This is a genomic window from Sphingomonas lycopersici, from assembly GCF_026130605.1.
Lineage (GTDB): Bacteria > Pseudomonadota > Alphaproteobacteria > Sphingomonadales > Sphingomonadaceae > Sphingomonas > Sphingomonas lycopersici.
This window is the reverse complement of record NZ_JANFAU010000004.1, coordinates 142,366-164,423: the sequence shown is the minus strand read 5'-3', so window position 1 is coordinate 164,423 and position 22,058 is coordinate 142,366. Positions and strand designations below refer to the sequence as shown.

At 67.5% G+C, this 22,058-nt stretch carries 26 protein-coding genes; 10 read left to right on the top strand and 16 right to left on the bottom strand.

The window, feature by feature from the left end:
- The first annotated feature begins 127 nt into the window (after nucleotides 1-127).
- The 3 genes from mutM (at nucleotide 128) to dnaA (ending at nucleotide 3,086) form a co-directional block, all read left to right on the top strand.
- The gene (gene mutM, locus NED98_RS10310) at nucleotides 128-943 is read left to right on the top strand and encodes a bifunctional DNA-formamidopyrimidine glycosylase/DNA-(apurinic or apyrimidinic site) lyase (RefSeq protein WP_265312908.1); all 816 of its coding nucleotides are present in this window, start codon (nucleotides 128-130) and stop codon (nucleotides 941-943) included.
- A gap of 91 nt (nucleotides 944-1,034) precedes the next feature.
- Complete coding sequence (rpsT, locus tag NED98_RS10305) at nucleotides 1,035-1,298, top strand: 30S ribosomal protein S20 (RefSeq protein ID WP_179511282.1); 264 nt, start codon at nucleotides 1,035-1,037, stop codon at nucleotides 1,296-1,298.
- A gap of 399 nt (nucleotides 1,299-1,697) precedes the next feature.
- On the top strand, nucleotides 1,698-3,086 hold the full coding sequence (gene dnaA / locus NED98_RS10300) for a chromosomal replication initiator protein DnaA (RefSeq protein ID WP_432423319.1): 1,389 nt from the start codon (nucleotides 1,698-1,700) through the stop codon (nucleotides 3,084-3,086).
- Between the two features lie 55 nt (nucleotides 3,087-3,141).
- Here the strand turns inward: dnaA and NED98_RS10295 are convergent, their stop codons facing one another.
- The 4 genes from NED98_RS10295 to secB all read right to left on the bottom strand — a co-directional run bounded on the left by NED98_RS10295 (nucleotide 3,142) and on the right by secB (nucleotide 6,820).
- Nucleotides 3,142-3,435 (bottom strand): PspC domain-containing protein, encoded by a 294-nt coding sequence (locus NED98_RS10295; protein ID WP_265269777.1) that lies wholly within the window; start codon nucleotides 3,433-3,435, stop codon nucleotides 3,142-3,144.
- 258 nt (nucleotides 3,436-3,693) lie between these two features.
- Entirely contained in the window at nucleotides 3,694-4,701 is a 1,008-nt protein-coding gene (trpS, locus tag NED98_RS10290; protein ID WP_265269779.1) for a tryptophan--tRNA ligase, read from the bottom strand.
- Between the two features lie 19 nt (nucleotides 4,702-4,720).
- Entirely contained in the window at nucleotides 4,721-6,280 is a 1,560-nt protein-coding gene (gene murJ / locus NED98_RS10285; RefSeq protein WP_265312906.1) for a murein biosynthesis integral membrane protein MurJ, read from the bottom strand.
- Nucleotides 6,281-6,307: 27 nt separating this feature from the next.
- Nucleotides 6,308-6,820, bottom strand: a complete 513-nt coding sequence (gene secB, locus NED98_RS10280) for a protein-export chaperone SecB (protein WP_265269783.1) — start codon at nucleotides 6,818-6,820, stop codon at nucleotides 6,308-6,310.
- A gap of 162 nt (nucleotides 6,821-6,982) precedes the next feature.
- On the opposite strand from secB, the gene NED98_RS10275 reads away from it, so the two are divergent.
- From NED98_RS10275 to NED98_RS10260, 4 genes are all read left to right on the top strand, one after another.
- Entirely contained in the window at nucleotides 6,983-7,621 is a 639-nt protein-coding gene (locus tag NED98_RS10275) for a Tim44/TimA family putative adaptor protein (RefSeq protein ID WP_265312905.1), read from the top strand.
- A gap of 162 nt (nucleotides 7,622-7,783) precedes the next feature.
- A complete protein-coding gene (gene mltA, locus NED98_RS10270; protein ID WP_265269786.1) occupies nucleotides 7,784-9,085 on the top strand; it encodes a murein transglycosylase A in 1,302 nt (433 codons plus the stop codon).
- Nucleotides 9,057-9,617 carry a Smr/MutS family protein gene (locus tag NED98_RS10265; RefSeq protein WP_265312904.1) on the top strand — a complete coding sequence of 187 codons (561 nt, stop codon included), beginning with the start codon at nucleotides 9,057-9,059 and terminating at the stop codon, nucleotides 9,615-9,617. The genes mltA and NED98_RS10265 overlap by 29 nt, the downstream gene beginning before the upstream one ends.
- A gap of 73 nt (nucleotides 9,618-9,690) precedes the next feature.
- Nucleotides 9,691-11,388 carry a putative bifunctional diguanylate cyclase/phosphodiesterase gene (locus tag NED98_RS10260; RefSeq protein WP_265312903.1) on the top strand — a complete coding sequence of 566 codons (1,698 nt, stop codon included), beginning with the start codon at nucleotides 9,691-9,693 and terminating at the stop codon, nucleotides 11,386-11,388.
- On the opposite strand, the gene dapE is transcribed toward NED98_RS10260, so the two are convergent.
- Nucleotides 11,366-12,505 (bottom strand): succinyl-diaminopimelate desuccinylase, encoded by a 1,140-nt coding sequence (gene dapE / locus NED98_RS10255; protein ID WP_265269791.1) that lies wholly within the window; start codon nucleotides 12,503-12,505, stop codon nucleotides 11,366-11,368. The two genes, NED98_RS10260 and dapE, sit on opposite strands and share 23 nt — an antisense overlap.
- Before the next feature lie 11 nt (nucleotides 12,506-12,516).
- Here dapE and NED98_RS10250 point away from each other — a divergent pair, with 11 nt between their 5' ends.
- Nucleotides 12,517-12,963 (top strand): cupin domain-containing protein, encoded by a 447-nt coding sequence (locus tag NED98_RS10250; RefSeq protein WP_265269793.1) that lies wholly within the window; start codon nucleotides 12,517-12,519, stop codon nucleotides 12,961-12,963.
- Between the two features lie 29 nt (nucleotides 12,964-12,992).
- Here NED98_RS10250 and NED98_RS10245 read toward each other — a convergent pair whose 3' ends face one another.
- The 7 genes from NED98_RS10245 to NED98_RS10215 form a co-directional block, all read right to left on the bottom strand.
- Nucleotides 12,993-13,658 (bottom strand): glutathione S-transferase family protein, encoded by a 666-nt coding sequence (locus NED98_RS10245; RefSeq protein WP_265312902.1) that lies wholly within the window; start codon nucleotides 13,656-13,658, stop codon nucleotides 12,993-12,995.
- 299 nt (nucleotides 13,659-13,957) lie between these two features.
- Nucleotides 13,958-14,599: a ribosome biogenesis GTP-binding protein YihA/YsxC gene (yihA, locus tag NED98_RS10240; RefSeq protein WP_265269796.1), complete on the bottom strand. Its 642-nt coding sequence runs from the start codon at nucleotides 14,597-14,599 to the stop codon at nucleotides 13,958-13,960.
- Nucleotides 14,596-16,296 (bottom strand): membrane protein insertase YidC, encoded by a 1,701-nt coding sequence (gene yidC, locus NED98_RS10235; RefSeq protein ID WP_265312901.1) that lies wholly within the window; start codon nucleotides 16,294-16,296, stop codon nucleotides 14,596-14,598. The genes yihA and yidC overlap by 4 nt, the downstream gene beginning before the upstream one ends.
- 27 nt (nucleotides 16,297-16,323) lie before the next feature.
- Nucleotides 16,324-16,536, bottom strand: a complete 213-nt coding sequence (gene yidD / locus NED98_RS10230; RefSeq protein WP_265269798.1) for a membrane protein insertion efficiency factor YidD — start codon at nucleotides 16,534-16,536, stop codon at nucleotides 16,324-16,326.
- Nucleotides 16,533-16,802 carry a ribonuclease P protein component gene (gene rnpA, locus NED98_RS10225; protein WP_432423313.1) on the bottom strand — a complete coding sequence of 90 codons (270 nt, stop codon included), beginning with the start codon at nucleotides 16,800-16,802 and terminating at the stop codon, nucleotides 16,533-16,535. The genes yidD and rnpA overlap by 4 nt, the downstream gene beginning before the upstream one ends.
- Nucleotides 16,803-16,995: 193 nt before the next feature.
- Nucleotides 16,996-17,130, bottom strand: coding sequence for a 50S ribosomal protein L34 (gene rpmH / locus NED98_RS10220; RefSeq protein ID WP_028056723.1), 135 nt, complete (start codon nucleotides 17,128-17,130; stop codon nucleotides 16,996-16,998).
- A gap of 86 nt (nucleotides 17,131-17,216) precedes the next feature.
- Complete coding sequence (locus NED98_RS10215) at nucleotides 17,217-17,549, bottom strand: hypothetical protein (protein ID WP_265269814.1); 333 nt, start codon at nucleotides 17,547-17,549, stop codon at nucleotides 17,217-17,219.
- Nucleotides 17,550-17,683: 134 nt separating this feature from the next.
- Here NED98_RS10215 and NED98_RS10210 point away from each other — a divergent pair, with 134 nt between their 5' ends.
- Both NED98_RS10210 and NED98_RS10205 read left to right on the top strand, forming a co-directional pair.
- A complete protein-coding gene (locus tag NED98_RS10210) occupies nucleotides 17,684-19,192 on the top strand; it encodes a YifB family Mg chelatase-like AAA ATPase (RefSeq protein ID WP_265312899.1) in 1,509 nt (502 codons plus the stop codon).
- A 151-nt stretch (nucleotides 19,193-19,343) separates the two neighbouring features.
- Nucleotides 19,344-19,829 (top strand): GNAT family N-acetyltransferase, encoded by a 486-nt coding sequence (locus NED98_RS10205; protein ID WP_265312898.1) that lies wholly within the window; start codon nucleotides 19,344-19,346, stop codon nucleotides 19,827-19,829.
- Here the strand turns inward: NED98_RS10205 and NED98_RS10200 are convergent, their stop codons facing one another.
- From NED98_RS10200 to NED98_RS10185, 4 genes are read right to left on the bottom strand one after another with little or no spacing between them, the layout of a single operon-like run.
- Nucleotides 19,830-20,465, bottom strand: coding sequence for a L,D-transpeptidase family protein (locus NED98_RS10200; protein WP_265312897.1), 636 nt, complete (start codon nucleotides 20,463-20,465; stop codon nucleotides 19,830-19,832). It lies immediately after the preceding gene.
- 35 nt (nucleotides 20,466-20,500) lie between these two features.
- Nucleotides 20,501-21,448, bottom strand: coding sequence for an aldo/keto reductase (locus NED98_RS10195; protein WP_265269817.1), 948 nt, complete (start codon nucleotides 21,446-21,448; stop codon nucleotides 20,501-20,503).
- Complete coding sequence (locus tag NED98_RS10190; RefSeq protein WP_179511303.1) at nucleotides 21,445-21,606, bottom strand: hypothetical protein; 162 nt, start codon at nucleotides 21,604-21,606, stop codon at nucleotides 21,445-21,447. Before NED98_RS10190 ends, NED98_RS10195 begins: the two co-directional genes overlap by 4 nt.
- 26 nt (nucleotides 21,607-21,632) lie before the next feature.
- Nucleotides 21,633-21,959, bottom strand: a complete 327-nt coding sequence (locus tag NED98_RS10185) for a hypothetical protein (RefSeq protein ID WP_265269820.1) — start codon at nucleotides 21,957-21,959, stop codon at nucleotides 21,633-21,635.
- Between the last annotated feature and the right edge of the window lie 99 nt (nucleotides 21,960-22,058).

The following is a 22,058-nucleotide window of genomic DNA, read 5'->3' as shown; positions in this document are numbered from 1 at the left end:
GGCATCCCCGCTATCCCATTCATCGTCATGCCAGACTTGATCCGGCATCCAGCGCAACGAGCGATGGCCTGTGTGGCTCTGGATGCCGGGTCGAGCCCGGCATGATGCCAAGAGGCAAGCGAGAACCATGCCCGAGCTTCCCGAAGTCGAAACCACCGTCCGCGGGCTCGCGCCGGTGCTGGAGGGCGCGACGATCGCCGCGATCGAAACGCGCCGCGCCGACCTGCGCCGCCCGTTCCCGATCGATCTGCGCCAGCGGATGACGGGCGCGCGGGTCGTCGCGCTCGGGCGCCGCGCCAAATATGGCCTGATCGACACCGATCGCGGCGATACCTTGATCTTCCATCTCGGCATGTCGGGGCGGTGGCGGATCGACCCGGGCGAATTGCTGCCGCACGATCATCTGCTGATCGATACCGGCGCGGGGCGGCGTGTCGCGCTCAACGATCCGCGTCGATTCGGCTCGGTCGATCTGTGGCCGAGCGACGCATTGGCCGAATTCCCTGCCTTCGCGGCGCTGGGGCCGGAACCGCTCGGCCCGGGCCTGACCGGCGCGGGGCTGCACAAGGCGCTCGCGGGGCGGCGCGCGTCGATCAAGCTGATGCTGCTCGACCAGCGGATCGTCGCGGGGCTCGGCAATATATATGTCTGCGAGGCGCTGCATCTCGCGCGCATCGCGCCGCAACGCCCCGCGGGCGATCTGTCGCGTGCCAAGCTCGACCGGCTGGTCGAGGCGATTCGCGCGGTGCTGCTCTCCGCGATCGAGGCGGGGGGATCGACGTTGCGCGATTACGCCCGCCCCGATGGCGAGCTCGGCTATTTCTCCAAGCAGTTCGCGGTCTACGGCCGCGAGGGCGAGGCATGCGCTTGCGGGGGAATCGTGGCGCGTTATGCCGAGGGCGGGCGATCGACCTTCTGGTGCCCGAAGTGCCAGCGTGGTTGACCGCGCCGGCATCCCGCGCTAAGGGCGCCGCTTCCAGGGCGAAGGGATTTCCCGGCGCCCTTTTTTCATCGACCAGATTTCGAGGACGTCAATGGCGAACACGCCGCAAGCGAAGAAGCGTATCCGTCGCAACCAGCGCCGGGCCGAAGTCAACGGTGCCCGCGTGGGCCGTATCCGCACCTTCGTGAAGCGGGTCGAAGCCGCGCTTGCCGCCGGCGACAAGACCGCGGCGACCGCCGCGCTGGCCGAAGCGCAGCCGGAACTGGCGCGCGGCGTCGCGCGGGGCGTGCTCCACGGCAATACCGCCAGCCGCAAGTTCTCGCGGTTGACGAAGCGCGTCGCGGCGCTCGCCTAACAGCTTCAGCACTTATTAAGCATAAGGCCCGTCGGATGCGTTCCGGCGGGCCTTATGCTGCGTCTGCGTATTGTCATCAAAGAGTCATGGATTCCCCGCGATTCGCGTGCAGCCATATTTGTGCGTTTTGGAATTCTGGCCTGATTTCAGCTGCTTGTTAAATTTTCGACGGATTTTGGCCGCTCCACGCGAGTCAACTTGTTTATTTCGAGAATGTGTCAGGCATCGGTCTTGATCGACTCACCGGCTTGTTCCTAAACCTCCCCTTGTCGCGCTGGCAGCCGTCGCGCGCCCAGACATTCAGCGTCGTATCCGACCGTGGCAGGGAACCACATCGGGGGACTTTTTTTGGTGGATTTCATGAGCCGTTGCGACACCCGTGTCGCGGCCGGGGGAGGGTTGTGCGTGGCGTTCAATGGTCGATATGCGGTGCAGGAGAGCGAAGCGGCACGGGCCTGGACCCGCGTGCGCGCCAGCCTGCGCGAATCGGCCGGCGCGCGTCTGTTCGAGCAATGGCTGAAGCCGATCGAACTGGTCGAGACGGGTGACGCCGATGCGATTCGGCTGACGCTGCCGTCGGCGTTCATGACCAACTGGGTCCGCAATCATTATGCGGACCGGTTGCTCCACGAATTCCGCGCGATTCTGCCGACGGTGCGCACCGTCGCGATCGAGACCGCGGCGGCGGCCGAAGCGCCGCTGACACTGGTGCCCGCGGTCGCCGCGCCGGCCGCCTCGGCCCCGGCACAGCCGGCCGGCGAGCGCCCGGTACTCGATCCGCGCTTCACCTTCGATCGCTTCGTCGCCGATGCGTCGAACAAGGTCGCGTTCAACGCCGCGCGTGCGCTCGCCGCGCCGGGGCCGGTGCGGTTCAGCCCGTTGTTCCTCCATTCGGGGACCGGGCAGGGCAAGACCCACCTGATGCACGCGATCGCGCATGAATTTCTCGCCGCGCAGCCCGATGCGCGGGTGATGTTCATGTCGGCCGAGCGCTTCATGTTCGATTTCGTCGCCGCGCTGCGCGCCCGCGATACCTTCGCGTTCAAGGCGCGGCTGCGCGGCTGCGATCTGCTGCTGATCGACGATCTGCAGTTCATCGCTGGCAAGGATTCGACGCAGGAAGAATTCTTCCACACCGTCAACGAGATCATGGCGGCGGGCAAAAGGCTGGTGATTTCCGCCGACCGCTGCCCGCAGGCGCTCGACGGGATCGAATCGCGTATCCTGGGGCGGATGGCGATCGGGCTGGTCGCCGATATCAAGACCCCGCCGCTCGAGCTGCGCCGCGCGATCCTCGATCGCAAGCTCGCCGACATGCCCGAAGGGGTGAAGGTGCCCGCCGAGGTGCTCGATCTGCTGGCGGGGCGGATTCGCACCAGCGTCCGCGAGCTCGAAGGCGCGCTCAACCGCGTCATCGCTTATGCCCAGCTCACCGGGGATGCGATCGACCTCGATTTCGCGATCAGCGTGCTCGGCGACGTGCTGCGCGGCGGCCAGCGCCGGATCACGATCGACGAGATCCAGAAAGCGGTCTCGGCGCATTTCGAACTGAAGCCGATCGACCTGGTTTCCGCGCGCCGTGCGCGGGCGGTGGCGCGGCCGCGGCAGATCGCCATGTATCTGGCGAAGCGCCTCACCACGCGCTCGCTGCCGGAGATCGGGCGCAAGTTCGGCGGACGCGATCATTCGACGGTGATCCACGCGGTGCGCCGGATCGAGGAGTTGCGCGACAGCGATAACGATATCGACGGCGCGGTGCGGTTGCTGATGCGGCAGCTCGAAAGCTGAAAATTCACGCCACCCTCACCCCCGGCTTCGTGCGGGGGTGGGGGACCGTGGCGATTTACGCGGCCTGCTGGAATTCCGGGGTGCGGACGGCCTCGCGCGTCACGACCGGGGCGGGGGTGTCCTGGCGAACCGCGGCGCGCTTCGCTTCCGGCGCGAGCAGCCGGCTGACCAGCACGATCAGCCCCATTGCGGCATAGGCCGCCACGACGCCCTCGATGCTGAACACCAGCCCGACCGCCAGCGCGATGCGCAGGATGTTCGGATGAAAGCCGAAATCGTCGCCGAGGCGGCGGCAGACGCCGAAGATCTCGGGCTTGTCACTGGCGTTCTTGGCGTTGGCAGCGGACATCTTACAGGCTCCAATCGGGTGGCGAAGCGGCGCTTCGCGCTGATGCCCGTTACTCCGCAGGAGCCGTGCCAGATTATTATCTGATTGAAATTCAATGATTTAATTTCAGGGCTTGGCTGAGGCGTACGCCCGGCTTGAGGTGTTGCGCCAATAGTTGGCGAATTCCACCAGTATCCCCGCGAAAGCGGGGCCCCAGGGCCAAATCAACCGGCGCTATATTGTTTGGCTCTGCGTCCCCGCCTGCGCGGGATACAAGGGCTACGCGACCAGCCCCATCGCTTCCTGCGTGCTGCGCAGCACCGGCGCGGCGAGCGCGCGGGCCTTTTCCGCGCCGCGCGCGAGGATCGCGTCGATTTCGCCGCGATCGCCCAGCAGGCGGAGCATCTCGTCGCGAATCGGGCCGAGCTTGGCCACCGCGAGATCGGCTAGCGCCGGCTTGAACTGGCCGAAGCCCTTGCCGGCGAATTCCGCCACCACATCCTCCGGGGTGCGATCGGCCAAAGCGGCGAAGATCGTGACGAGGTTGCGCGCCTCGGCCCGACCCTCCAGCGCGTCCCACGAATCGGGCAACGGCTCGGGGTCGGTCTTGGCCTTGCGGAACTTGTCGGCGATCGTCTCGTCCGAATCGATCAGCTTGATCAGCGATTGCTCGGACGGGTTGGACTTGGACATCTTGGCCGAGGCGTCGCGCAGGCTCATGATGCGCGGCGCCTTCTTGCTCACCAGCGGCTCGGGCAGGGTGAACAAGTCGCGGCCGTAATCGAGGTTGAACTTGGTCGCGATATCGCGCGCCAGCTCCAGATGCTGCTTCTGATCCTCGCCCACCGGCACATGGGTGGCGTTGTAGATCAGCACGTCCGCCGCCATCAGCACCGGATAATCGTACAGCCCGACCGAGGCACCCTCGCGGTTCTTCCCCGCTTTGTCCTTGAACTGCGTCATGCGGTTGAGCCAGCCGACCCGCGCGACATTGTTGAGCAGCCATGCCAGCTCGCTATGCGCCGGCACGCGCGTCTGGTTGAACAGGATCGAACGCGCGGGATCGATCCCCGCGGCGACCAGGGTCGCGGTCATCTCGATCGTATTGGCGTAGAGATTGGCGGGCTCGATCCACTCGGTCAGCCCGTGGAGGTCGGCGATGAAATACATCGTCTCGCCCCCGGCGGCCTGCACCTCGTCCTGCATCGCCACCCACTGCTTCACCGCGCCAAGATAATTGCCGAGGTGGAGATTGCCGGTGGGCTTGATGCCGGAAACGACGCGCATGTTCTTCCCTTGCTGAGAATTATCGACGGATCAGCCTTCGTGCGTCGGCGAGCCGGAACGCGCCAAACAGGAAGGTCGCCGCCACGTAGACCAGCCCGCCGAGCGCGACCAGCACGAACATCGCCCCCCAGCGTTCGAGGCTCGGCCCGGTGGTATAGGGGCGGAACAGATCGTTGGCGAAATACATCACCCCGCCCATCAGCAGCGCCGCCGCCGCCAGCCGCCACGCGCGGCGGCGGAGTTGCGCATCGGGGGTGAAATGCCCGCGCCGGCGCAATTCGTGCCACAGCATCCAGACGTTGACGGTCGAGGCGAGCGCGGTGGCGAGCGGCGGCCCCATATGTTTGAGCGGGAGGATGAAGGCGAGGTTGAGGATCAGGTTCACCCCGATCGAGATCGTCGCGAAACGCACCGGGGTCTTGGTGTCCTGCCGGGCGTAATAGCCGGGGGTCAGCACCTTGACGAGAATGTAGCTCGGCAGCCCGATCGAGAAAGCGGCGAGCGCCTGCGCGGTCGCGACGGTATCGCCGGGGTTGAACTTGCCGTGCTGGAACAAGGCCGCGACGATCGGCCCACCACACACGATCAGCGCGACCGTCGCGGGGAGGGTGAAGAACAGCGCGAGTTCCATGCCCCGGTTCTGCGTTTCCATCGCCGCGGCTTCCTCGCCGCGCCCGAGCTGCGAGGAAATGGTGGGGAGCAGGACGGTGCCGAGCCCGATCCCGATCAGCCCGAGCGGGAGCTGGTTGAGCCGGTCGGCGAAATAGATGTAGCTCACCGACCCCGCCGACAGCAGGCTCGCGGCCAGCGCGGTGGAAATGACGAGGTTGATCTGCACCGCCCCCGCGCCTGCCGCCGCCGGCCAGATCAGCGATAGCAGTTTCTTGACGTCGGGGTTGAGCCGCGGCCAGCGGAAGCGCAGGTGGACTCCGGCGCGGCGGCACGCCCAGGCCAGCCACAACAACTGCAGCGCCCCCGATATCGTCACCGCGATCGCCTGGTTGCGCGCGGTGAACAAGGGCTCGTGGCTGTGGAAGAACAGCAGCGCCGCGATCAGCGTCAGGTTGAGCAGGATCGGCGCCGCCGCCGCGACCCAGAAACGGTGCAGCGAATTGAGGATCCCGCCGAGCAGCGAGACGAGGCTGATCAGCAGCAGATAGGGAAAGGTGATCCGTGACAGCTCGACCGCGAAGGCGAATTGCGCGGGCGTCGCCTCGTTGAACCCGCCCGAGAGCAGCCAGGTCACCGGCCAGGCGGCGATTTCCATGATGATCGTCATCACGATCAGCACGGGGAGCAGCACCGACAGCGCGTCCTCCGCGAAGGTCACCCCGTCGCTTAGGCCGCGTCCCTCCGGGTCGGCGACCTTGCGGTTGAACATCGGGATGAACGCCGCGGAAAACGCGCCTTCGGCGAAAAGCGCGCGAAACATGTTGGGCAGGCGGAATGCGATCAGGAACGCATCCGACGCAAACCCCGCGCCGACGAACCGCGCGAACAGCGAATCGCGCACCAGCCCGAGCACACGGCTCGCCAGCGTCAGCCCGCCGACCGAGCCGAGCGCGCGGGTCAGGTTCATGCGATCACCAGTCCGCTCAATGCGGCGTCAGGCGTTGCCGACGGTGCCCGTGTCGCCCTGCTGCTCGCGCGCGGCGGCCTGCTGGAGATAGAGGCCGTTGAAATCGACCGGCTCGAGCAGCAGCGGCGGGAAGCCGCCGTCGCGGATCGCATCGGCCACCACCCGGCGCGCGAACGGGAACAGCAGGCGCGGGCCTTCGCCGAGCAGGAACGGCTGGACTGCATCGAGCGGCACGTTGCGCAGCCCGAACAGCCCGGCATAGGAAAGCTCGACGAGGAAGGCGACGGTACCCGCGCTCTCGGCGCGGATCTCGACCTTGAGCGTCACTTCGTGGACGTCCTCGGCCACCTGCTGCGCGCCGATGTCGAACTGCACGTTGATCTCCGGCGCCTGCTGGCTCTGGTAGATCGCCGGGGCGTTCGGGTTCTCGAACGACAGATCCTTCACATATTGCGAGATCAGCCCGACCTGCGGCAGCGTGTCGGCGCCGTTGGGCAGCGGCTCGTTGCCGGTCGTCACGCCATTATCCTGTTCGGCCATCTCGTCCTGTTCCTCAAAAAATGATGCGATGGGGAGCGCTTCCTGCGCCCAAAAAAACGGTGTCCGCGCGCCTAGCAGCAGCATTGCACTGTTTCAACGCCGTGAAAAATTGAATCGCGGGCACATCGCGCCTATGTTGGGCGTTCAGTTAGCGGAGGCCGAGTGTTTTATATTGTCCTTCTCGCGATGGTCGCCGGGTTTCTGGCGTTGCGTCTCTACTCGGTGCTCGGCAAGCGCACCGGGCATGAGCAGCCGTTGCCCAAGCCTGCCGATGTGCCGGCCGGCGCGGTCGCGCGTACCATCGACGTGACCCCGGAAGTGCGCGAAACCGCCGTCCGCCCGATCGAAAGCGGCGCGGAAGCCGGGCTTCGCGCGATCGTCTCCGGCGAACCCGGCTTCGATGTGCCGCGCTTCCTCGAAGGCGCGCAGGCGGCCTATCGCATGATCCTCGAAGCCTTTTGGCGCGGCGACGACAAGGCGCTGGCCGGGCTGGTCGAGCCCGATGTCGCGCATGCCTTCGCCGAATCGATCGCCGCGCGTACCGCGGCGGGCGAGGTGCTGGAGAATCGCCTCGTCTCGATCGAACGCGCGACGATCGTCGGCGCCTCGCTGTCGGGTCGCGACGCGCGGATCACCGTGCGCTTCGACGCCGATATCGCCGCGGTGACCCGCAATGCCGAGGGTCAGGTGATCGCCGGATCGACCAGCGACGCGGTGGAAACCCACGACGTCTGGACCTTCGCCCGGACGCTCAAGAGCGGCGATCCGAACTGGAAGCTCGCGGACACCGACGAAGCTTAAGCGCAGGGTTTGAACCCTAGCCTTAGAAACCCGTCACCCCGGCCTTGAGCCGGGGTCCATCGCGCGGCAAAGGCAGGACAAGAGGTTCCTGCCGCTGTACGTGCGGCATGTGGACCCCGGATCGAGGCCGGGGTGATGTGGGATAAGGGGCAGAGTTGCGTAATGTCGATTGGTCCTGAGGGTAGGGGCGGGATGATCCGTCGCTGGGGGTTCACGCTGGCCGGGGCGCTTGCTTTGTCGGCCTGCGTCGGGGGCGTGGAGCCGCCGCCGCGCCCGGGTAACGTCCGCCCGCCACGCCCGTCGGGCGAATTGCCGGTGCGTCAGCCGACCCCCGCCACCCCGCTGCCGCCGGTGCCGCAGATCGCGACCCCGGGGGCGACGACCGCCGCCACCACCGGCATCGCGCGCGGCCCCGATATCACCTCGCTGCCAATGACGCGGGACGGCGCGGCACAGGCGCTCGCCGCCTTCCGCACGAGTTGCCCCTCGCTGGTGCGACGCGCCGACGTTTCAGGGCTGACGACGGGGGCGGACTGGCAGCCGGCCTGCGCCGCCGCGGCGACGACCGCGCCGGGCGATGCCGCTGCCTTCTTTTCGCGCTGGTTCGAGACCGCGCAGGTCGGTGACGGGCGCGCCTATGCCACGGGCTATTACATCCCCGAGATCGCGGGTTCGCCGACCTATCGCGAGGGCTATGCCCCGATCTATGCCCGCCCCGACGATCTGATCGACGTCGACCTCGGCCTGTTTTCCGACGCGCTCAAGGGCAAGAGCGTCCGCGGCCGCGTCGACGGGACCAAGCTGGTGCCTTATTACGATCGCACCGCGATCGAGCAGGGCGTGCTGCAGGGCCGCGCACGGATCCTCGGTTATGCGGTCGATCCGGTCGAATTCTTCTTCCTCCAGGTGCAGGGATCGGGGCTGGTGCGGATGCCCGACGGGCGCGAGCTGCGCATCGGCTATGATTCGCAGAACGGCCGTGATTACACCGGCATCGGCGCGCTGATGCGGAAACGCGGACTGCTCGGCCCCAACCAGCTGTCGATGCAGGGCATCGTCCAGTGGCTCCACGACAATCCCGAGCAGGGCCGCGCGATCATGCGCGAGAACAAGAGCTTCGTCTTCTTCCGCGTGCTCGACGGGGCACCGGTCGGCGCGCTCGGGCTGCCGGTGGTCGGCGGGGCGACCGTGGCGGCCGATCCGCGCTTCATCCCGCTCGGCGCGCCGGTGTTCCTGTCGATGGATCGCACCGACGCGACCGGTTTATGGGTGGCGCAGGACACCGGGGGCGCGATCAAGGGCGCCAACCGGTTCGACACCTTCTGGGGCATCGGCAACGAGGCGCGGGCGATCGCGGGCGGGATGAGCGCACGCGGCACCGCCTTCCTGCTGCTGCCGGTGGGAACGATCGACCGGGTGCAGCGCGGGGTTGGCAATGCCGGGCCGTCGCCGTCTCGACGCTGAGGAGGCGGCATTATGGGCGCGGGTGAAGGCCAGCGTCCGCCCGCTCCATCCGACAGCAAAGGCCAAAGCCGCGCCGGAGCCCGATCCGGCGCCGGCTTCGGGCAAGCGCCGGGTCGCGACACCGCCCCCGGCGCGCATCATCCCCGCACCGCGCGCGCCGAAGACGCCGCCGGCAAGCGCGGCGACGCTCGACGGCAGCTGGGATCGCCAGATCACGCGCGGCGCGATCCAGCCCGATGCGACACTCGACCTTCACGGCCACACGCTCCGCTCGGCGCATGCGATGCTCGATGCCGGGCTGGAGCGCTCGATCGCGCGCGGCGACCGAGTCCTTCTGCTCGTCACCGGCAAGCCGCCGCGCCCCGAAAGCGAGCGCCCGCATGCGCGCGGCGCGATCCGTGCCGCGGTCGCGGATTGGATCGGCGCGTCGCGTCATGCCGCTGATATTGCTGCCTTGCGCAACGCGCATCCGCGCCACGGTGGGAGCGGCGCGCTTTACGTGATCTTCCGCCGACGGCGACCGAAACATTAACCTTTCTGTGCGAGGAATAACCTCTCGCGGCGCAATCCATCGCGTCATCGTTTGAAAGGTTCGGATCGGCGCAATGCAAAGCGTCACGCTGAAGAGTCGCGCGGTCAGATTCGCGTTCTACGCCGGCGGCGTGGCATTCTTCCTGTCGCTGCTCGCCACCGCCAACGGCAATCTTTCGGCGGATTCGTTCGCGCGCGCGCTGATTCCGGCGATCGTCTGCGCGACGATGTGCTGGGCCTCGACCCAGCAGGCGCTCGCCACGACCGCTGAGGCGGTCGACAAGGCGGTCGACCAGCTCGCCGAAGCCGCCGACGGCGCGCTCGACCGGCGCGTGCCCAACGAGATCCGCAGCGCGGTGCCGCAGCTTGCCACCGCGATGGACCGGCTGTTCGGCCAGCTTTCGGACAATATGGAGAATATCCAGCGGCTCGCGCTGTTCGATCCAGTGACCGCGCTGGCCAATCGCACCAATTTCCGCGCCAGCGCCGAACGCGTGCTGGCCGAAGCCGCCGAGCAGCCCGGTGCGCTTTTCTTCATCGATCTCGATCGCTTCAAGAAGGTCAACGACACCCACGGCCACGCCTGTGGCGACATGCTGCTGGCGATGGTCGCGGATCGGCTGCGCGCAGTGGCCGACCGCGCGGTCGCGGTGGTCGATATCGATCGCTACCCGCCGCTGATCGGGCGGCTGGCGGGCGACGAATTCACGATGCTGTTTCCGGTGCTGACCGACCAGCGCGATGCGGGGTGGATCGCCACGCAAGTGCTCGACGCGCTCGCCTCGCCGTTCGCGCTGCCGAGCGGGGAGGTGTCGATCGGCGCGTCGATCGGGATCGCGCTGCGCCCCGATCACGGCTTCACGCTCCACGATCTGATGCGTTCGGCCGATGCCGCGATGTATCACGCCAAATCCGACGGACGCGGGCGGTTCGAATTCTACAGCGAGACGCTGGCGGCGGAACTGGCCGAACGGCTGCGGCTCGATGCCGAGCTGCGCGCGGCGCTCGACAATGACGAATTCATCCTGGTGTTCCAGCCGCAGGTCGCGCTCGCGGCGGGCAAAGTGGTCGCTGCCGAGGCGCTGCTGCGCTGGCAGCATCCGACCGACGGGCTGCGACTGCCGGCGACCTTCATCGGCCGTGCCGAAGAGAGCGGGCTGATGATCGAGATCGGCGACTGGGCGATCGGGCGTGTCGCGCGGACGATCGCGCAATGGGCGGCGCTGGGGGTGGAAACGCGGCTGGCGGTCAACATCAGCGCGCGGCAGATCGATCGGGTCGATTTCCTCCTGCGGCTCCATGCCGCGATGCGCGAGGCGGGGGCGCCGGGGCGGCTGCTCGAACTAGAAATGAACGAAACCGTCGCGGCGCACGCCCGCACCGATGCGATCGCCGCGATCTCGATGTTGCGTGAGGACGGCGCGAAGATCGCGATCGACGGCTTCGGCACCGGGCTGTCGAGCGTCGCGCGGCTGCGGCAATTGCCGATCGACCGGATCAAGCTCGATCGCAGCCTGATCGCGACGATCACCACCGATTCCTCGACCCGGCTGATCGCCGGTGCCTTGGTCGGGCTGATCCACGGGCTCGGGTGCGAGGCGGTGGCCGAGGGGGTGGAAACCCCGGCGCAAGTCGATCTGCTGCGCGTCATCGGGTGCGACGCGGTGCAGGGCTTCGGGATCGCGCGGCCGATGGCTGAGGTGGATTTCCTCGCCTGGTCGGCGGCGCTGGGCGGCCGCGCGCCGGAGATCAGGCGCGCGTCGCTCGCGTGATGATATCGGCGTAGATATCGGTCAGCGCGGCGAGATCGTCGATCGCCACCGCCTCGTCGAGCTTGTGCATCGTCGCATTGATTAGCCCGAATTCGACCACCGGGCAGATCGCCGAAATGAACCGCGCGTCGGACGTGCCGCCGGTCGTCGACAGCGCCGGGGTGATGCCGGTGCGTGCGAGCACCGCCGCCGAAACCATCGCCGACAGCGCGCCCGGCTCGGTGAGGAATGCCTCGCCCGAGATGCGCGCCTCGACCTTCGCCGCCGGGGCGTGGGCGTGGACGGTGCGTTCGATCAGCCGCACCAGATCGGGGCCGTGCTGCTCGTCGTTGAAGCGGATCGACAGCCGCGCCGTGGCGCGCGCCGGGATCACATTGGTCGCGGGGTTGCCGACGGTGATGTCGGTCACCTCGATGTTCGAGGGCTGGAACCAGTCATTGCCGTGATCGAGCGTGATCGCATCGATCGCCGCCAGCGCCGCGACCAGCTTGGGGATCGGATTGTCGGCAAGCTGCGGATAGGCGACATGCCCCTGCCGGCCGGGCACCTCGATCCAGATGTTGACCGACCCGCGCCGCCCGATCTTGAGCGTATCGCCGAGCCGGTCGGCCGAGGTCGGTTCGCCGACGAGGCACAGATCGGGCTTGAGCCCGCGTTCGGCCAGCCGATCGAGGATCGCGCGGGTGCCGTAGATCGCCGGGCCTTCCTCGTCGCCGGTGAGCAACAGGCTGACGATCCCGTCGCTCGGGGTGCGTGCGGCGGCGGCGATGAAGGCGGCGATCGCGCCCTTCATGTCGACCGCGCCGCGCCCGTGGAGCAGATCGCCGCGGATCTCGGGGGAGAAGGCGCCCGAGGTCCAGCCCTCGCCCGGCGGCACCACGTCGAGATGGCCGGCGAAGGCGAAGTGCGTGCCGCCGGTGCCGCGCACCGCGATCATATTCTCGACCGGCCCGTCGGGCGCCTCGCCGACCGTGAAGCGATCGACCGCGAAGCCGAGCGGGGCGAGCAGCGCTTCCACCGTGTCGAACACATGGCCGGTGGCGGGCGTCACGCTCTCGCAGGCGATCAAAGCTTCGGCGAGGGCGACCGGATCGGTTAGGGTAGCGGGCATCTTCATGGGAGGCCTCCTTGCCCAAGCTCGATCTCGATACAATCCCGCAGACCAATGCGACCGGCTATCCGCCCGAATATGCTGCGGCGGTGCAGGGGCGCTGGTATCGCCGGCTGGCCCCCGCCGCCGGGCTGGCGGACTTCGGCGTCAGCCATGTCGTGCTCAAGCCCGGGGCGTGGTCGTCGCAGCGCCATTGGCATGAGGGCGAGGACGAAATCGTCGTGATGCTGGCGGGCGAGGCGGTGCTGGTGGACGATTCGGGGGAAACGATCATGCGCCCGGGCGATATCGCCGCCTTTCCCAAGGGGGACGGCAACGGGCATGTGCTGCAGAACCGCGGCGCGGCGGATTGCGTGTTCGTCGCGGTCGGGCGGCCGTCGGAAACCGACTGCCATTATCCCGATATCGACATGCATCTGTTCGAAGGGGAGGGATTCCGGCGGAAGGACGGGCGCGAGTTCTAGCGAACGGGGAGAGGGAAACCTGTGTTGCCTCAACCCGTCGCAGGCTGTTCGAACTTCTCGATCACCCATTCCTCCTCCTGCGCGGCGGCGATCCAGTCCTGCATGAAGGGGTGGTTGAGCACCGCCTCGACATAGCCGGTGGCGAAACGCGCGACGGGCAGCGAATAGGTCACGATCCGGGTGCAGACCGGGGCGAACATGATGTCCGCCGCGCCGAAGGTGCCGAACAGGAAATCCCCGTCGCCGCCGAATCGCGCCCGCGCCTGCGCCCACAATTCCATGATCCGCGTGAGATCGGCGATCACCTCGTCCGACGGTCGCTTGGGCGGATAGACCTGGCGGATGTTCATCCCATGCTCGCGGCGCAGCGGGGCGAAGCTCGAATGCATCTCGGCCGCCATCGACCGCGCCATTGCGCGCGCGGCATTGTCCTCGGGCCAGAATTTGTCGCGCCCGACCTTGTCGGCAAGATATTCGATGATCGCCAGGCTGTCCCACACCACGGCGTCATCGTCCCACAGGATCGGCACCTTGCCCGATGAGGGCGCGAATTCGTCGCCCTCGCGGCGCTGATCCCACTCCTGATCGTAGAGCGGGACGACCATTTCCTCGAAAAGCAGCCCCGATTGGCGGCAGGCGAGCCAGCCACGCAGCGACCACGACGAATAGGCCTTGTTGCCGATGATGAGCTTCATGCGCCGCTGCCCGTTTCTGGCTCGAGGTTACGGACCAAGCGATAGGGAAGGGCGGGGGGGTGGGGCAAGCCCCTCGCCCGGCAGGCGGGCAAAGTTCACGAAGTTCACACGAGTGGCGGTCGCGGCCGTTCTCGTGAAGTCTATAATTTGTGTAGTTAAAACAAAGGCTTAATTTCAACGCCGTCGTTCCCGCGAAGGCGGGAATCCATTGTCGCTGTCGGTGCGATTCTATCGCAGGGCCTGCCTGAATGGATGCCCGCCTTCGCGGGGATGGCGACGGGTACGAGAACGCGAAAAGCTTAGCCGATCGCTTCGATCACCGCCGCGCGCAATTCGGGAATGCCCATCCCGCCCTCCGACGAGGTGGCGATGATCTCCGGATGCGCCGCGGGGTGTTTGCGGGCCTCGGTCGCGGTCTGGTCGAGCACCGCGGCGAGGTCGGTCGCCTTTACCTTGTCGGCCTTGGTCAGCACGAGGCGATAGCTCACCGCCGCCTTGTCGAGCATCTCGAGGATCTCGCGGTCGACTTCCTTGATGCCGTGGCGGCTGTCGATCAGCACCAGCGCGCGCTTCAGCGCCTGGCGACCGCGCAGGAAGTCGTTCACCAGGAAGCGCCACTTCTTGACCATGTCCTTCGGCGCCTTGGCGAAGCCGTATCCCGGCATGTCGACCAGCCGGAACACCGGCGGGGTGCCGATATCGAAGAAGTTGAGCTCCTGCGTCCGCCCCGGCGTCACTGAGGTGCGCGCCAGCGCCTTGCGCCCGGTGAGCGCGTTGATCAGCGAGGATTTGCCGACGTTCGATCGCCCCGCGAACGCCACTTCCGGCGCGACCGGATCGGGCAGGAATTGCAGCGCGGGGGCCGATTTGAGGAACTCGATCGGGCCGGCGAAGATCTTCCGCGCAGCCTCGATCGCGTCGGCGTCGAAGGTATCCGTCACTTGGCGGGCGCCTCCAGCAACGCCGGATGACGCGCATAGAGCAAGCGCTGCTGGATGATCGTGATGATGTTGGAGGTGATCCAATACACCTGCAGCCCCACCGCGAACGGCGCCATCACGAACATCAGCACCCAGGGCATCAGCGCGAAGACCTGCTTCTGCGTCTCGTCCATCGGGGTCGGGTTCAGCTTGAACTGGAAGTACATGCTGATGCCCAGGATGATCGGGATCACGCCGATCGCCAGGAAGTGCGGCGGGGTGAAGTTGAGCAGCCCGAACAGATTGAGCGGGGTCAGCGGATCGGGCGCCGACAGATCCTTGATCCACGCGACGAACGGCTGGTGACGCATTTCGATCGTCAGCATCAGCACCTTGTACAGCGCGTAGAAGATCGGGATCTGCAACAGGGTGGGGAGGCAGCCCGCGAGCGGGTTGACCTTCTCCGACTTGTACAGCGCCATGATCTCCTGCTGCTGGCGCGGCTTGTCGTCCTTGTAGCGCTCCTGGATCGCCTTCATCTTCGGCTGGATCGCGCGCATGTGCGCCATCGAGGCATATTGCCGTTGCGCGATCGGGAAGACGAGCGCGCGGATCGTGAAGGTCAACAGGATGATCGCAACGCCGAAGTTGCCGATCATGCGGAACAGCCAGTCGAGATAATAGAAGATCGGCTTTTCGACGAGGCGGAACCAGCCCCAGTCGATCGCGTAATCGAGCTTGGTCGCGCCTTCCTTGTCGGTGTAGCGATCGAGCAGCTTCACTTCCTTCGCCCCGGCGAAGAAGCGCGCGGTCTGGGTGATCTGGCGCCCCGGCGGGAGAAGCTGCGGCGCGGCGGTGTAATCGGCCTGATAGGTCTTGGCGTTGCCCGCGCGGAACTGGCCGTCGAAGCTGCGCGCCTGATCGGGGAGCAGCGCGGTCAGCCAATATTTGTCGGTGAAGCCGAGCCAGCCGCCGGTCGTCGTGAACTTCTGCGGCGCGGCGTCCACATCTTTGAAATTAGGCGAATAATTCGCGCTGCCATTGGCGACCGACATCGGCCCGGTGTGGATCGTCCAGCTATCGGGATCCTTCGACACGCCGGCACGGTTGACGAGGCCATATGTTGCCACCGGCACCGGCGCCTGCCCGCCGTTGGCCACCGTCTGCTTGACGGTGAACATATAATCCTTGTCGACCGAAAGCTCGATCTGGAAGCGCTGGCCCTTGGCGTTGGCGGCGGTGAGCGTCACCGGCTTGCCCGGCGCGAGCACCGGCGACGAGGCGGTCCAGACGGTTTCGGCGGCGGGCGGCGCGAGGCCGTCGTCGCGCCACCCGAACGCTGCGAAATAAGCGTCGGTGGTGCCGGCCGGCGACAGGAGGCGGACGGGCGCCGAATCCTTGGCGATCGTGTCCTTGTAATTCTTGAGCACCAGATCGTCGATCCGCGCGCCCTTCAGGTTGATCGAGCCCTGCAACGTCGGCGTGTCGATCTTCACCCGCGGGCTTTCGCCGATCACGAGGTTGCGGTCGCGGATCGCGCCCGGCGCGTCGGCGGTCGCCGCGGCCTTGCCCTGCACGACCTCGGTCTTGCCGCCCTCGATCTTCGTCACCGGCGGGTTGGCCGTCGGGAAGAAACGGTTCTGGATCAGCGGCCAGCCGAACAGGATCAGCGCCGCAACCACCGCGAACAGCACGAAATTCTTGTTGTCTTCGGTCACGTCAGATCCTGTTTACGGCTGTCCAGTTTACGGGACGGGGTCATAGCCATGCCCGCCCCACGGATGGCAGCGCGCGATGCGTTTCGCCGCGAGCCAGCTTCCGCGCGCCGCTCCATAGCGGCGAAGCGCCTCAATTGCATAGGCCGAACACGAAGGTTGATAGCGGCAGGTGGGCGGCATCACCGCCGACGGCCCGATCTGCCAGGCGCGCGCGACGAGGATGAGCGCGCGAGCAATCATCGCCGCTGCGCCTTGGCCAGCGCCTTGGCCAGCTCGTCGCGCAGGGTGGCATAAGGGCGTTCGACGCCGCCCTGCCGCCCGATCAGCACATGATCCGCGCCGCCGATGCCGCCTGCCGGCAGCAGCTCGCGGGCGAGCGCGCGCAGGCGGCGCTTCATGCGGTTGCGCACCACCGCATTGCCGATCTTCTTGGTCACGGTGAAACCGACGCGGACCGTCTCATCGCCGTCGCCACGCGGGCGGACAAGCAAGACAAAGCCGGGCATCGGCACGCGACGCCCGGCGTTGACGGCAAGAAATTCGGATCGCTTGGTGAGCCGCGCGAGAGTCTGTTTGGCAAATGCGGTTTCACCGCCTTTGCGTGCGGCACCGGCCCGCTCCCCCTCTCGGCCACCCATCGGTATCATGACTGGGTGGCCGGGAGGGGGAGCGGGCCGGTGCCGCCCCCAATCAAATGACTCAGGCCGACAGCTTCTTGCGGCCGCGCGCGCGGCGCGCCCGGATCACCGCACGACCGCCCACCGTCGCCATCCGCGCACGGAAGCCGTGACGGCGTGCGCGCACCAGGTTGCTCGGCTGAAAGGTCCGCTTCATCGTTCATTCCCGAATCTGAAAAACTAAAGGCCGTCACGTAAGGACGGCCCGAACGGGTCGCCGCATAGGCCAATGACGGGGCCAAGTCAACGCGAGTGCGCCCGTCGTTCCGCGCGGCGCTGGTCTTTGCCATTATCGTTCGCCTGGCTCTTGGCACGTGCATGGCGGCGCAACGCGCTCCGCCGCCGCATCGTGCGGTCGACGAGATGCCCGACGCGCGGCCAGCGGCGCTTGAGTCGCGCCCAGCGCACCTGTGCCCAGCGCGAGTTGCGCAGAATCAGCACCATCCCGCCTGCGAACAGAAAGACTCCACCCGGCCCGGGCAACGGCCCCATCACCGCCGCCCCGATCAGCAGCAGCACGCCGAGCGTGAGCTGGATGATACGCGAAACCGGGTGACGCTGAGACATAGGGAGCATTTGGGACAGCTCGTTGAGGATCGCAAGGCGAGGAAAGGATGGTTTCGGTTGGTGAACGAGCCAGTATGAATGATCGCTGAGGGGCGTGGTGGGGCCGAGCCGACCCGTCACCCCGGCCTTGTTGGGGGAGTGGCATGGCAGCAATCGTCGCGACGGTGGCGTATCTCGGGCTCGAGGCGCGCGGGGTGGAGGTGCAGGTGCAGCTCATCCCCGGGCTCCCCGCGTTCAACCTCGTCGGGCTGGCGGACAAGGCGGTCGCGGAAAGCCGCGAGCGGGTGCGCGGGGCGATCGCGGCGATGGGGCTGGCGTTGCCGCCCAAAAGGATCGCGGTGAACCTGTCGCCGGCCGACCTCCCCAAGGAAGGGTCGCATTTCGATCTGCCGATCGCGCTGGGGCTGCTCGCCGCAATGGGGGTGGTCGATGCCGAGGCGCTCGCCGATTATGTCGTGGTCGGCGAACTGGCGCTCGACGGGCGGCTCGCGCCGTCGCCGGGCGTGCTGCTTGCCGCGCTGCACGCCGCGGAGACGGGACGGGGGCTGATCTGCCCGGCGGCGCAGGGGGCGGAGGCGGCGTGGAGCGGATCGATCGAGGTGGTCGCCGCGCCCGACCTGATCGCGCTGATCAACCACTTGAAAGGCCGGCAATTGCTCGCCGCGCCGCCGCCCGGCGCGGTGGAGGAGGCGCACACCGGCCCCGATCTGGCGCAGGTGAAGGGGCAGGAGGTCGCGCGGCGCGCGCTGGAGATCGCGGCGGCCGGTGGGCATAATCTGCTGTTCGTCGGGCCGCCGGGGGCGGGGAAATCGCTGATGGCGGCGTGCCTGCCGGGGATCCTCCCGCCGCTCGACGCGAGCGAGGCGCTGGAGGTGAGCATGGTGCAATCGGTCGCCGGCACCTTGTCCGGCGGCCGGCTGACCCGCGTGCGGCCGTTTCGCGCGCCGCACCACAGCGCGTCGATGGCGGCGCTGACCGGGGGCGGATTGCGGGTGAAGCCGGGGGAAGTGAGCCTCGCGCATCTCGGGGTGCTGTTCCTCGACGAATTGCCCGAATTCCAGCGGGCGGTGCTCGATTCGCTGCGCCAGCCGCTCGAATCGGGAACGGTGAGCGTCGCGCGCGCCAATGCGCATGTCACCTTTCCGGCGCGGGTGCAGCTCGTCGCCGCGATGAACCCGTGCCGCTGTGGGCATTTGGGGGACGCCAGCCTCGCGTGTGCGCGCGCGCCGCGATGCGCGGCGGACTATCAGGCCAAGGTCTCGGGGCCGTTGCTCGATCGGATCGATCTGCATGTCGAAGTGACAGCGCTGACCGCGATCGACCTCGTTTCGCCGAGGGCGGCGGAGAGCTCCGCCGAGGTGGCGGCGCGCGTCGCGGCGGCGCGCGCGGTGCAGGCCGCGCGCTATCGCGGCGAGGCCGCGCGGACCAATGCCGAGGCGGACGGCGCGGTGCTGGAGCAAAGCGCGACGCCCGACGAGGCGGGGCGCGCCTTGCTGGCGCAAGCGGCCGAGGCGATGCGGCTTTCGGCGCGAGGCTATACGCGGGTGTTGCGCGTGGCGCGGACGATCGCCGATCTTGCTGGCGCAGCGCAGGTGGGGCGGGGGCATATTGCCGAGGCGCTGAGCTACCGTCGGCAACCGCCGCGCAATTGAGCCCCTTCGTCATTCCCGCGAAGGCGGGAATCCATTGGCGCTGAGGGCGCGATTCTATCGTCAGACCTGTGTGAATGGATTCCCGCCTTCGCGGGAATGACGGGAAAAGGAATCGAGCGCATTGCCAGAGAAACGTCGAGGAACCCGATCCATGCAGATTCGCCCCGCCACCGCCGCCGACGCCCCCGCGATCTGGTCGATCATCCGCCCGACGATCCGCGCCGGCGAGACCTATACGCTCGATCGCGCGATGCCGGAGGCCGAGGCGCTGGCCTATTGGCTCGCGGCGGACAAGGACACGTTCGTCGTCGAGGATGAGACGGGCGCGCTGCTCGGCACCTATTATGTCCGCGCCAATCAGGCCGGGGGCGGGGCGCATGTCGCCAATTGCGGCTATATGACCGCCGCCGCAGCGACCGGCCGCGGCGTCGCGCGGGCGATGTGCGCGCATTCGATCGATCACGCCAAGGCGCGCGGCTATCGCGCGATCCAGTTCAATTTCGTCGTCAGCACCAACGAACGCGCGGTGCGATTGTGGGAATCGTTCGGCTTTGCGGTCGTCGGGCGGCTGCCGGGGGCGTTCGCGCACCCGACGCACGGCTTCGTCGACGCGCTGGTGATGTTCCGCACCCTCTGATCAGGCGGCGGTCACCGGCTTCCCGACATCGAGCTTCTCGCCGCGCGTCACGATCACCGTGTCGCCGAGCTTGACCGCCTCGAAGAGCTTCTTCGCAAAGGCGGTGGGCACGCCGATGCAGCCGTGGGTCATATAGCCGTCGCGCACCTCGCTGGCGTGGATCGAGATGCCGTCGTTGGTCAGCCGGAGCATATAGGGCATCGGCGCGTCGTAGATATTGGAGACGTGCGTCGCGTCCTTCTGGGTGATCGGATAGACCCCGGTCGGGGTCGGCTTGGCATCGGCGCCGTAGAGCACCGCCGCGGTGCCGATCTCATAGCCGTCGCGGAAGATGCTGATCACCTGCGCGGCGAGATCGACGGTGACGATCACCCGGCCCGTGCTGGGGGCGCCGGCTTCGTCCCAGTGGAACTCGCCCATATGCATCGCGCCCTTGATCGGCAGGACGCGCTTGATCGTATAGGCGGCGGACGCGGCTTCGTCTTGGTGCGGCAATTTCGTCACCGGCGGCACCACCCGCGAGACGAGGACATGCGCCGGTACGGACCGCGTCGCGGCGATCGTCACCGAGGTCGCCGCGCACATCGCGGCCACGCCGAGCGCAAGATAGGAGGGGTGGAGCATCCCGCCGCTCATAGCGCCCGAGACGTTGCCATTCCGCTACCGGCGCGTCACGCCCCGGCGTCGGTGAGCCGGGTGAGCTGGTCGCGCGTGAGCGTCAGCGTCGTCGCCGGCATCAGCTCGGCGAGCTGCGCCGCGCTGGTCGCGCTGGCGATCGGCGCGGTGACGCCGGGTTGCGCGATCAGCCAGGCGAGTGCGATCTGCGCCAGCGTCGCGCCGCTTTCCGCCGCGACCGCGTCCATCGCGTCGAGCACCTTGCGCCCCTTGCCCTCGAGCAATTCGCCCATCCGCCCGCCGCGCACGCTTTTGCCGAGATCGGCGGTGGTGCGATATTTGCCGGTGAGGAAGCCCGAGGCGAGCGCGTAATAAGGCACCACCCCGATATTGTGGGCGATGCAATAATCCTCCAGCTCGCCTTCGAACTTGTGGCGGCTGACGAGATTATATTCGGGCTGGAGCACCTGATAATGCGGCAGCCCGGCGGCCTTGGCCGCCTCGTTCGCCGACTGGAGCCGCGCGGCATGGAAGTTGGAGGCGCCGAGCACGCGCACCTTGCCCGCCGCGACCAATTTGCCGAACGCTTCGAGCGCGGCTTCCTGCGGCACCGCCTCATCGTCCTGGTGCGCGAAGTAAAGATCGATGCGATCGGTGCCAAGCCGGCGGAGCGAGGCCTCGCATGCCGCGGCGATCCGCGCCGGGGCGAGCTTCTCGCCGCCTTCGCCAGGAAGCATCCCGACCTTGGTGGCGATCAGCACCTTGTCGCGCTTGCCGCTGTTGCGCAGCCAATCGCCGATCATCGTCTCGGATTCGCCGCCCTGATGCCCCGGCACCCAGGCCGAATAGACATCGGCGGTGTCGATCATCGTCCCGCCCGCATCGACGAAGGCGTCGAGCACCGCGAAGCTCGCCGCGCGGTCCGCGGTCCAGCCGAAGACATTGCCGCCCAGCACGAGCGGGGTGATCTCAAGCTCGCTGGCGCCAAGACGACGTGTGCTCATTGTCCGTCCTCGTCCCCATCTTCGTCGTTGTGCAGTACGGCCGCCGCGCTGACGCTATTGGCGTCGAGCATCGCGGCCGCCTCGCTCAATTGCTGGTCGTGATCGACGCTAGCATCCGGCAGCGTCGGTTGCGCGGAGCAGGCGGCGAGCAGCGCCAATAACGCGCCCGCCGCCGCCCGCCCGATCAATGGTTCTGGATCGCGTTGCCGGCATCCTTCAGCGCGCCGCCGGCGGCGTCGCGTGCCTTTTCGGCGCCGTGCTTGATCGTGTCGCCCGCCTTGTCGGCCTTGTTCTTTACCGCGTCGCCGGCATTGTCCATCGCCGCGCTGGCACCGTTGAGCGCCTGATCGGTGGCGGCCTGAACGTCGCCGACCGCGTTGCTGGCGGTCGCGCTGACATCGGCGCCGACCGCATTGGCGGCTTCGAGGCTCTGGTCCTGCGCATTCTTGCTGCACGCGCCGAGGCTGATGAGAGCGGCGGCCGCGACGGCGGTAATGGCGATACGCTTCATATCGAATCTCCCTTTTTGCCTGATGCCGGGCAGGCGGCATCGGGCGGCAAATTGGCGCAGCCGCGCCGGCTCCGCAACGATTTCATCGTTTTGGGGTGC

Coding starts and splice junctions, on each gene's coding strand:
- rpsT (WP_179511282.1), top strand. CDS start 1,035: ATGGCGAACACGCCGCAAGCGAAGAAGCGTATCCGTCGCAACCAGCGC.
- NED98_RS10245 (WP_265312902.1), bottom strand. CDS start 13,658: ATGAAGCTCATCATCGGCAACAAGGCCTATTCGTCGTGGTCGCTGCGT.
- mltA (WP_265269786.1), top strand. CDS start 7,784: ATGTCGATTGGTCCTGAGGGTAGGGGCGGGATGATCCGTCGCTGGGGG.
- NED98_RS10205 (WP_265312898.1), top strand. CDS start 19,344: ATGCAGATTCGCCCCGCCACCGCCGCCGACGCCCCCGCGATCTGGTCG.
- trpS (WP_265269779.1), bottom strand. CDS start 4,701: ATGCGCGTCGTTTCCGGCATCAAGCCCACCGGCAATCTCCACCTCGGC.
- mutM (WP_265312908.1), top strand. CDS start 128: ATGCCCGAGCTTCCCGAAGTCGAAACCACCGTCCGCGGGCTCGCGCCG.
- NED98_RS10185 (WP_265269820.1), bottom strand. CDS start 21,959: ATGAAGCGTATCGCCATTACCGCCGTCGCGGCCGCCGCTCTCATCAGC.
- NED98_RS10265 (WP_265312904.1), top strand. CDS start 9,057: ATGCCGGGCCGTCGCCGTCTCGACGCTGAGGAGGCGGCATTATGGGCG.
- NED98_RS10200 (WP_265312897.1), bottom strand. CDS start 20,465: ATGAGCGGCGGGATGCTCCACCCCTCCTATCTTGCGCTCGGCGTGGCC.
- secB (WP_265269783.1), bottom strand. CDS start 6,820: ATGGCCGAACAGGATAATGGCGTGACGACCGGCAACGAGCCGCTGCCC.
- yidD (WP_265269798.1), bottom strand. CDS start 16,536: ATGATTGCTCGCGCGCTCATCCTCGTCGCGCGCGCCTGGCAGATCGGG.
- rnpA (WP_432423313.1), bottom strand. CDS start 16,802: ATGCCCGGCTTTGTCTTGCTTGTCCGCCCGCGTGGCGACGGCGATGAG.
- murJ (WP_265312906.1), bottom strand. CDS start 6,280: ATGAACCTGACCCGCGCGCTCGGCTCGGTCGGCGGGCTGACGCTGGCG.
- NED98_RS10295 (WP_265269777.1), bottom strand. CDS start 3,435: ATGTCCGCTGCCAACGCCAAGAACGCCAGTGACAAGCCCGAGATCTTC.
- rpmH (WP_028056723.1), bottom strand. CDS start 17,130: ATGAAGCGGACCTTTCAGCCGAGCAACCTGGTGCGCGCACGCCGTCAC.
- NED98_RS10260 (WP_265312903.1), top strand. CDS start 9,691: ATGCAAAGCGTCACGCTGAAGAGTCGCGCGGTCAGATTCGCGTTCTAC.
- NED98_RS10215 (WP_265269814.1), bottom strand. CDS start 17,549: ATGCTCCCTATGTCTCAGCGTCACCCGGTTTCGCGTATCATCCAGCTC.
- NED98_RS10195 (WP_265269817.1), bottom strand. CDS start 21,448: ATGAGCACACGTCGTCTTGGCGCCAGCGAGCTTGAGATCACCCCGCTC.
- dapE (WP_265269791.1), bottom strand. CDS start 12,505: ATGAAGATGCCCGCTACCCTAACCGATCCGGTCGCCCTCGCCGAAGCT.
- NED98_RS10210 (WP_265312899.1), top strand. CDS start 17,684: ATGGCAGCAATCGTCGCGACGGTGGCGTATCTCGGGCTCGAGGCGCGC.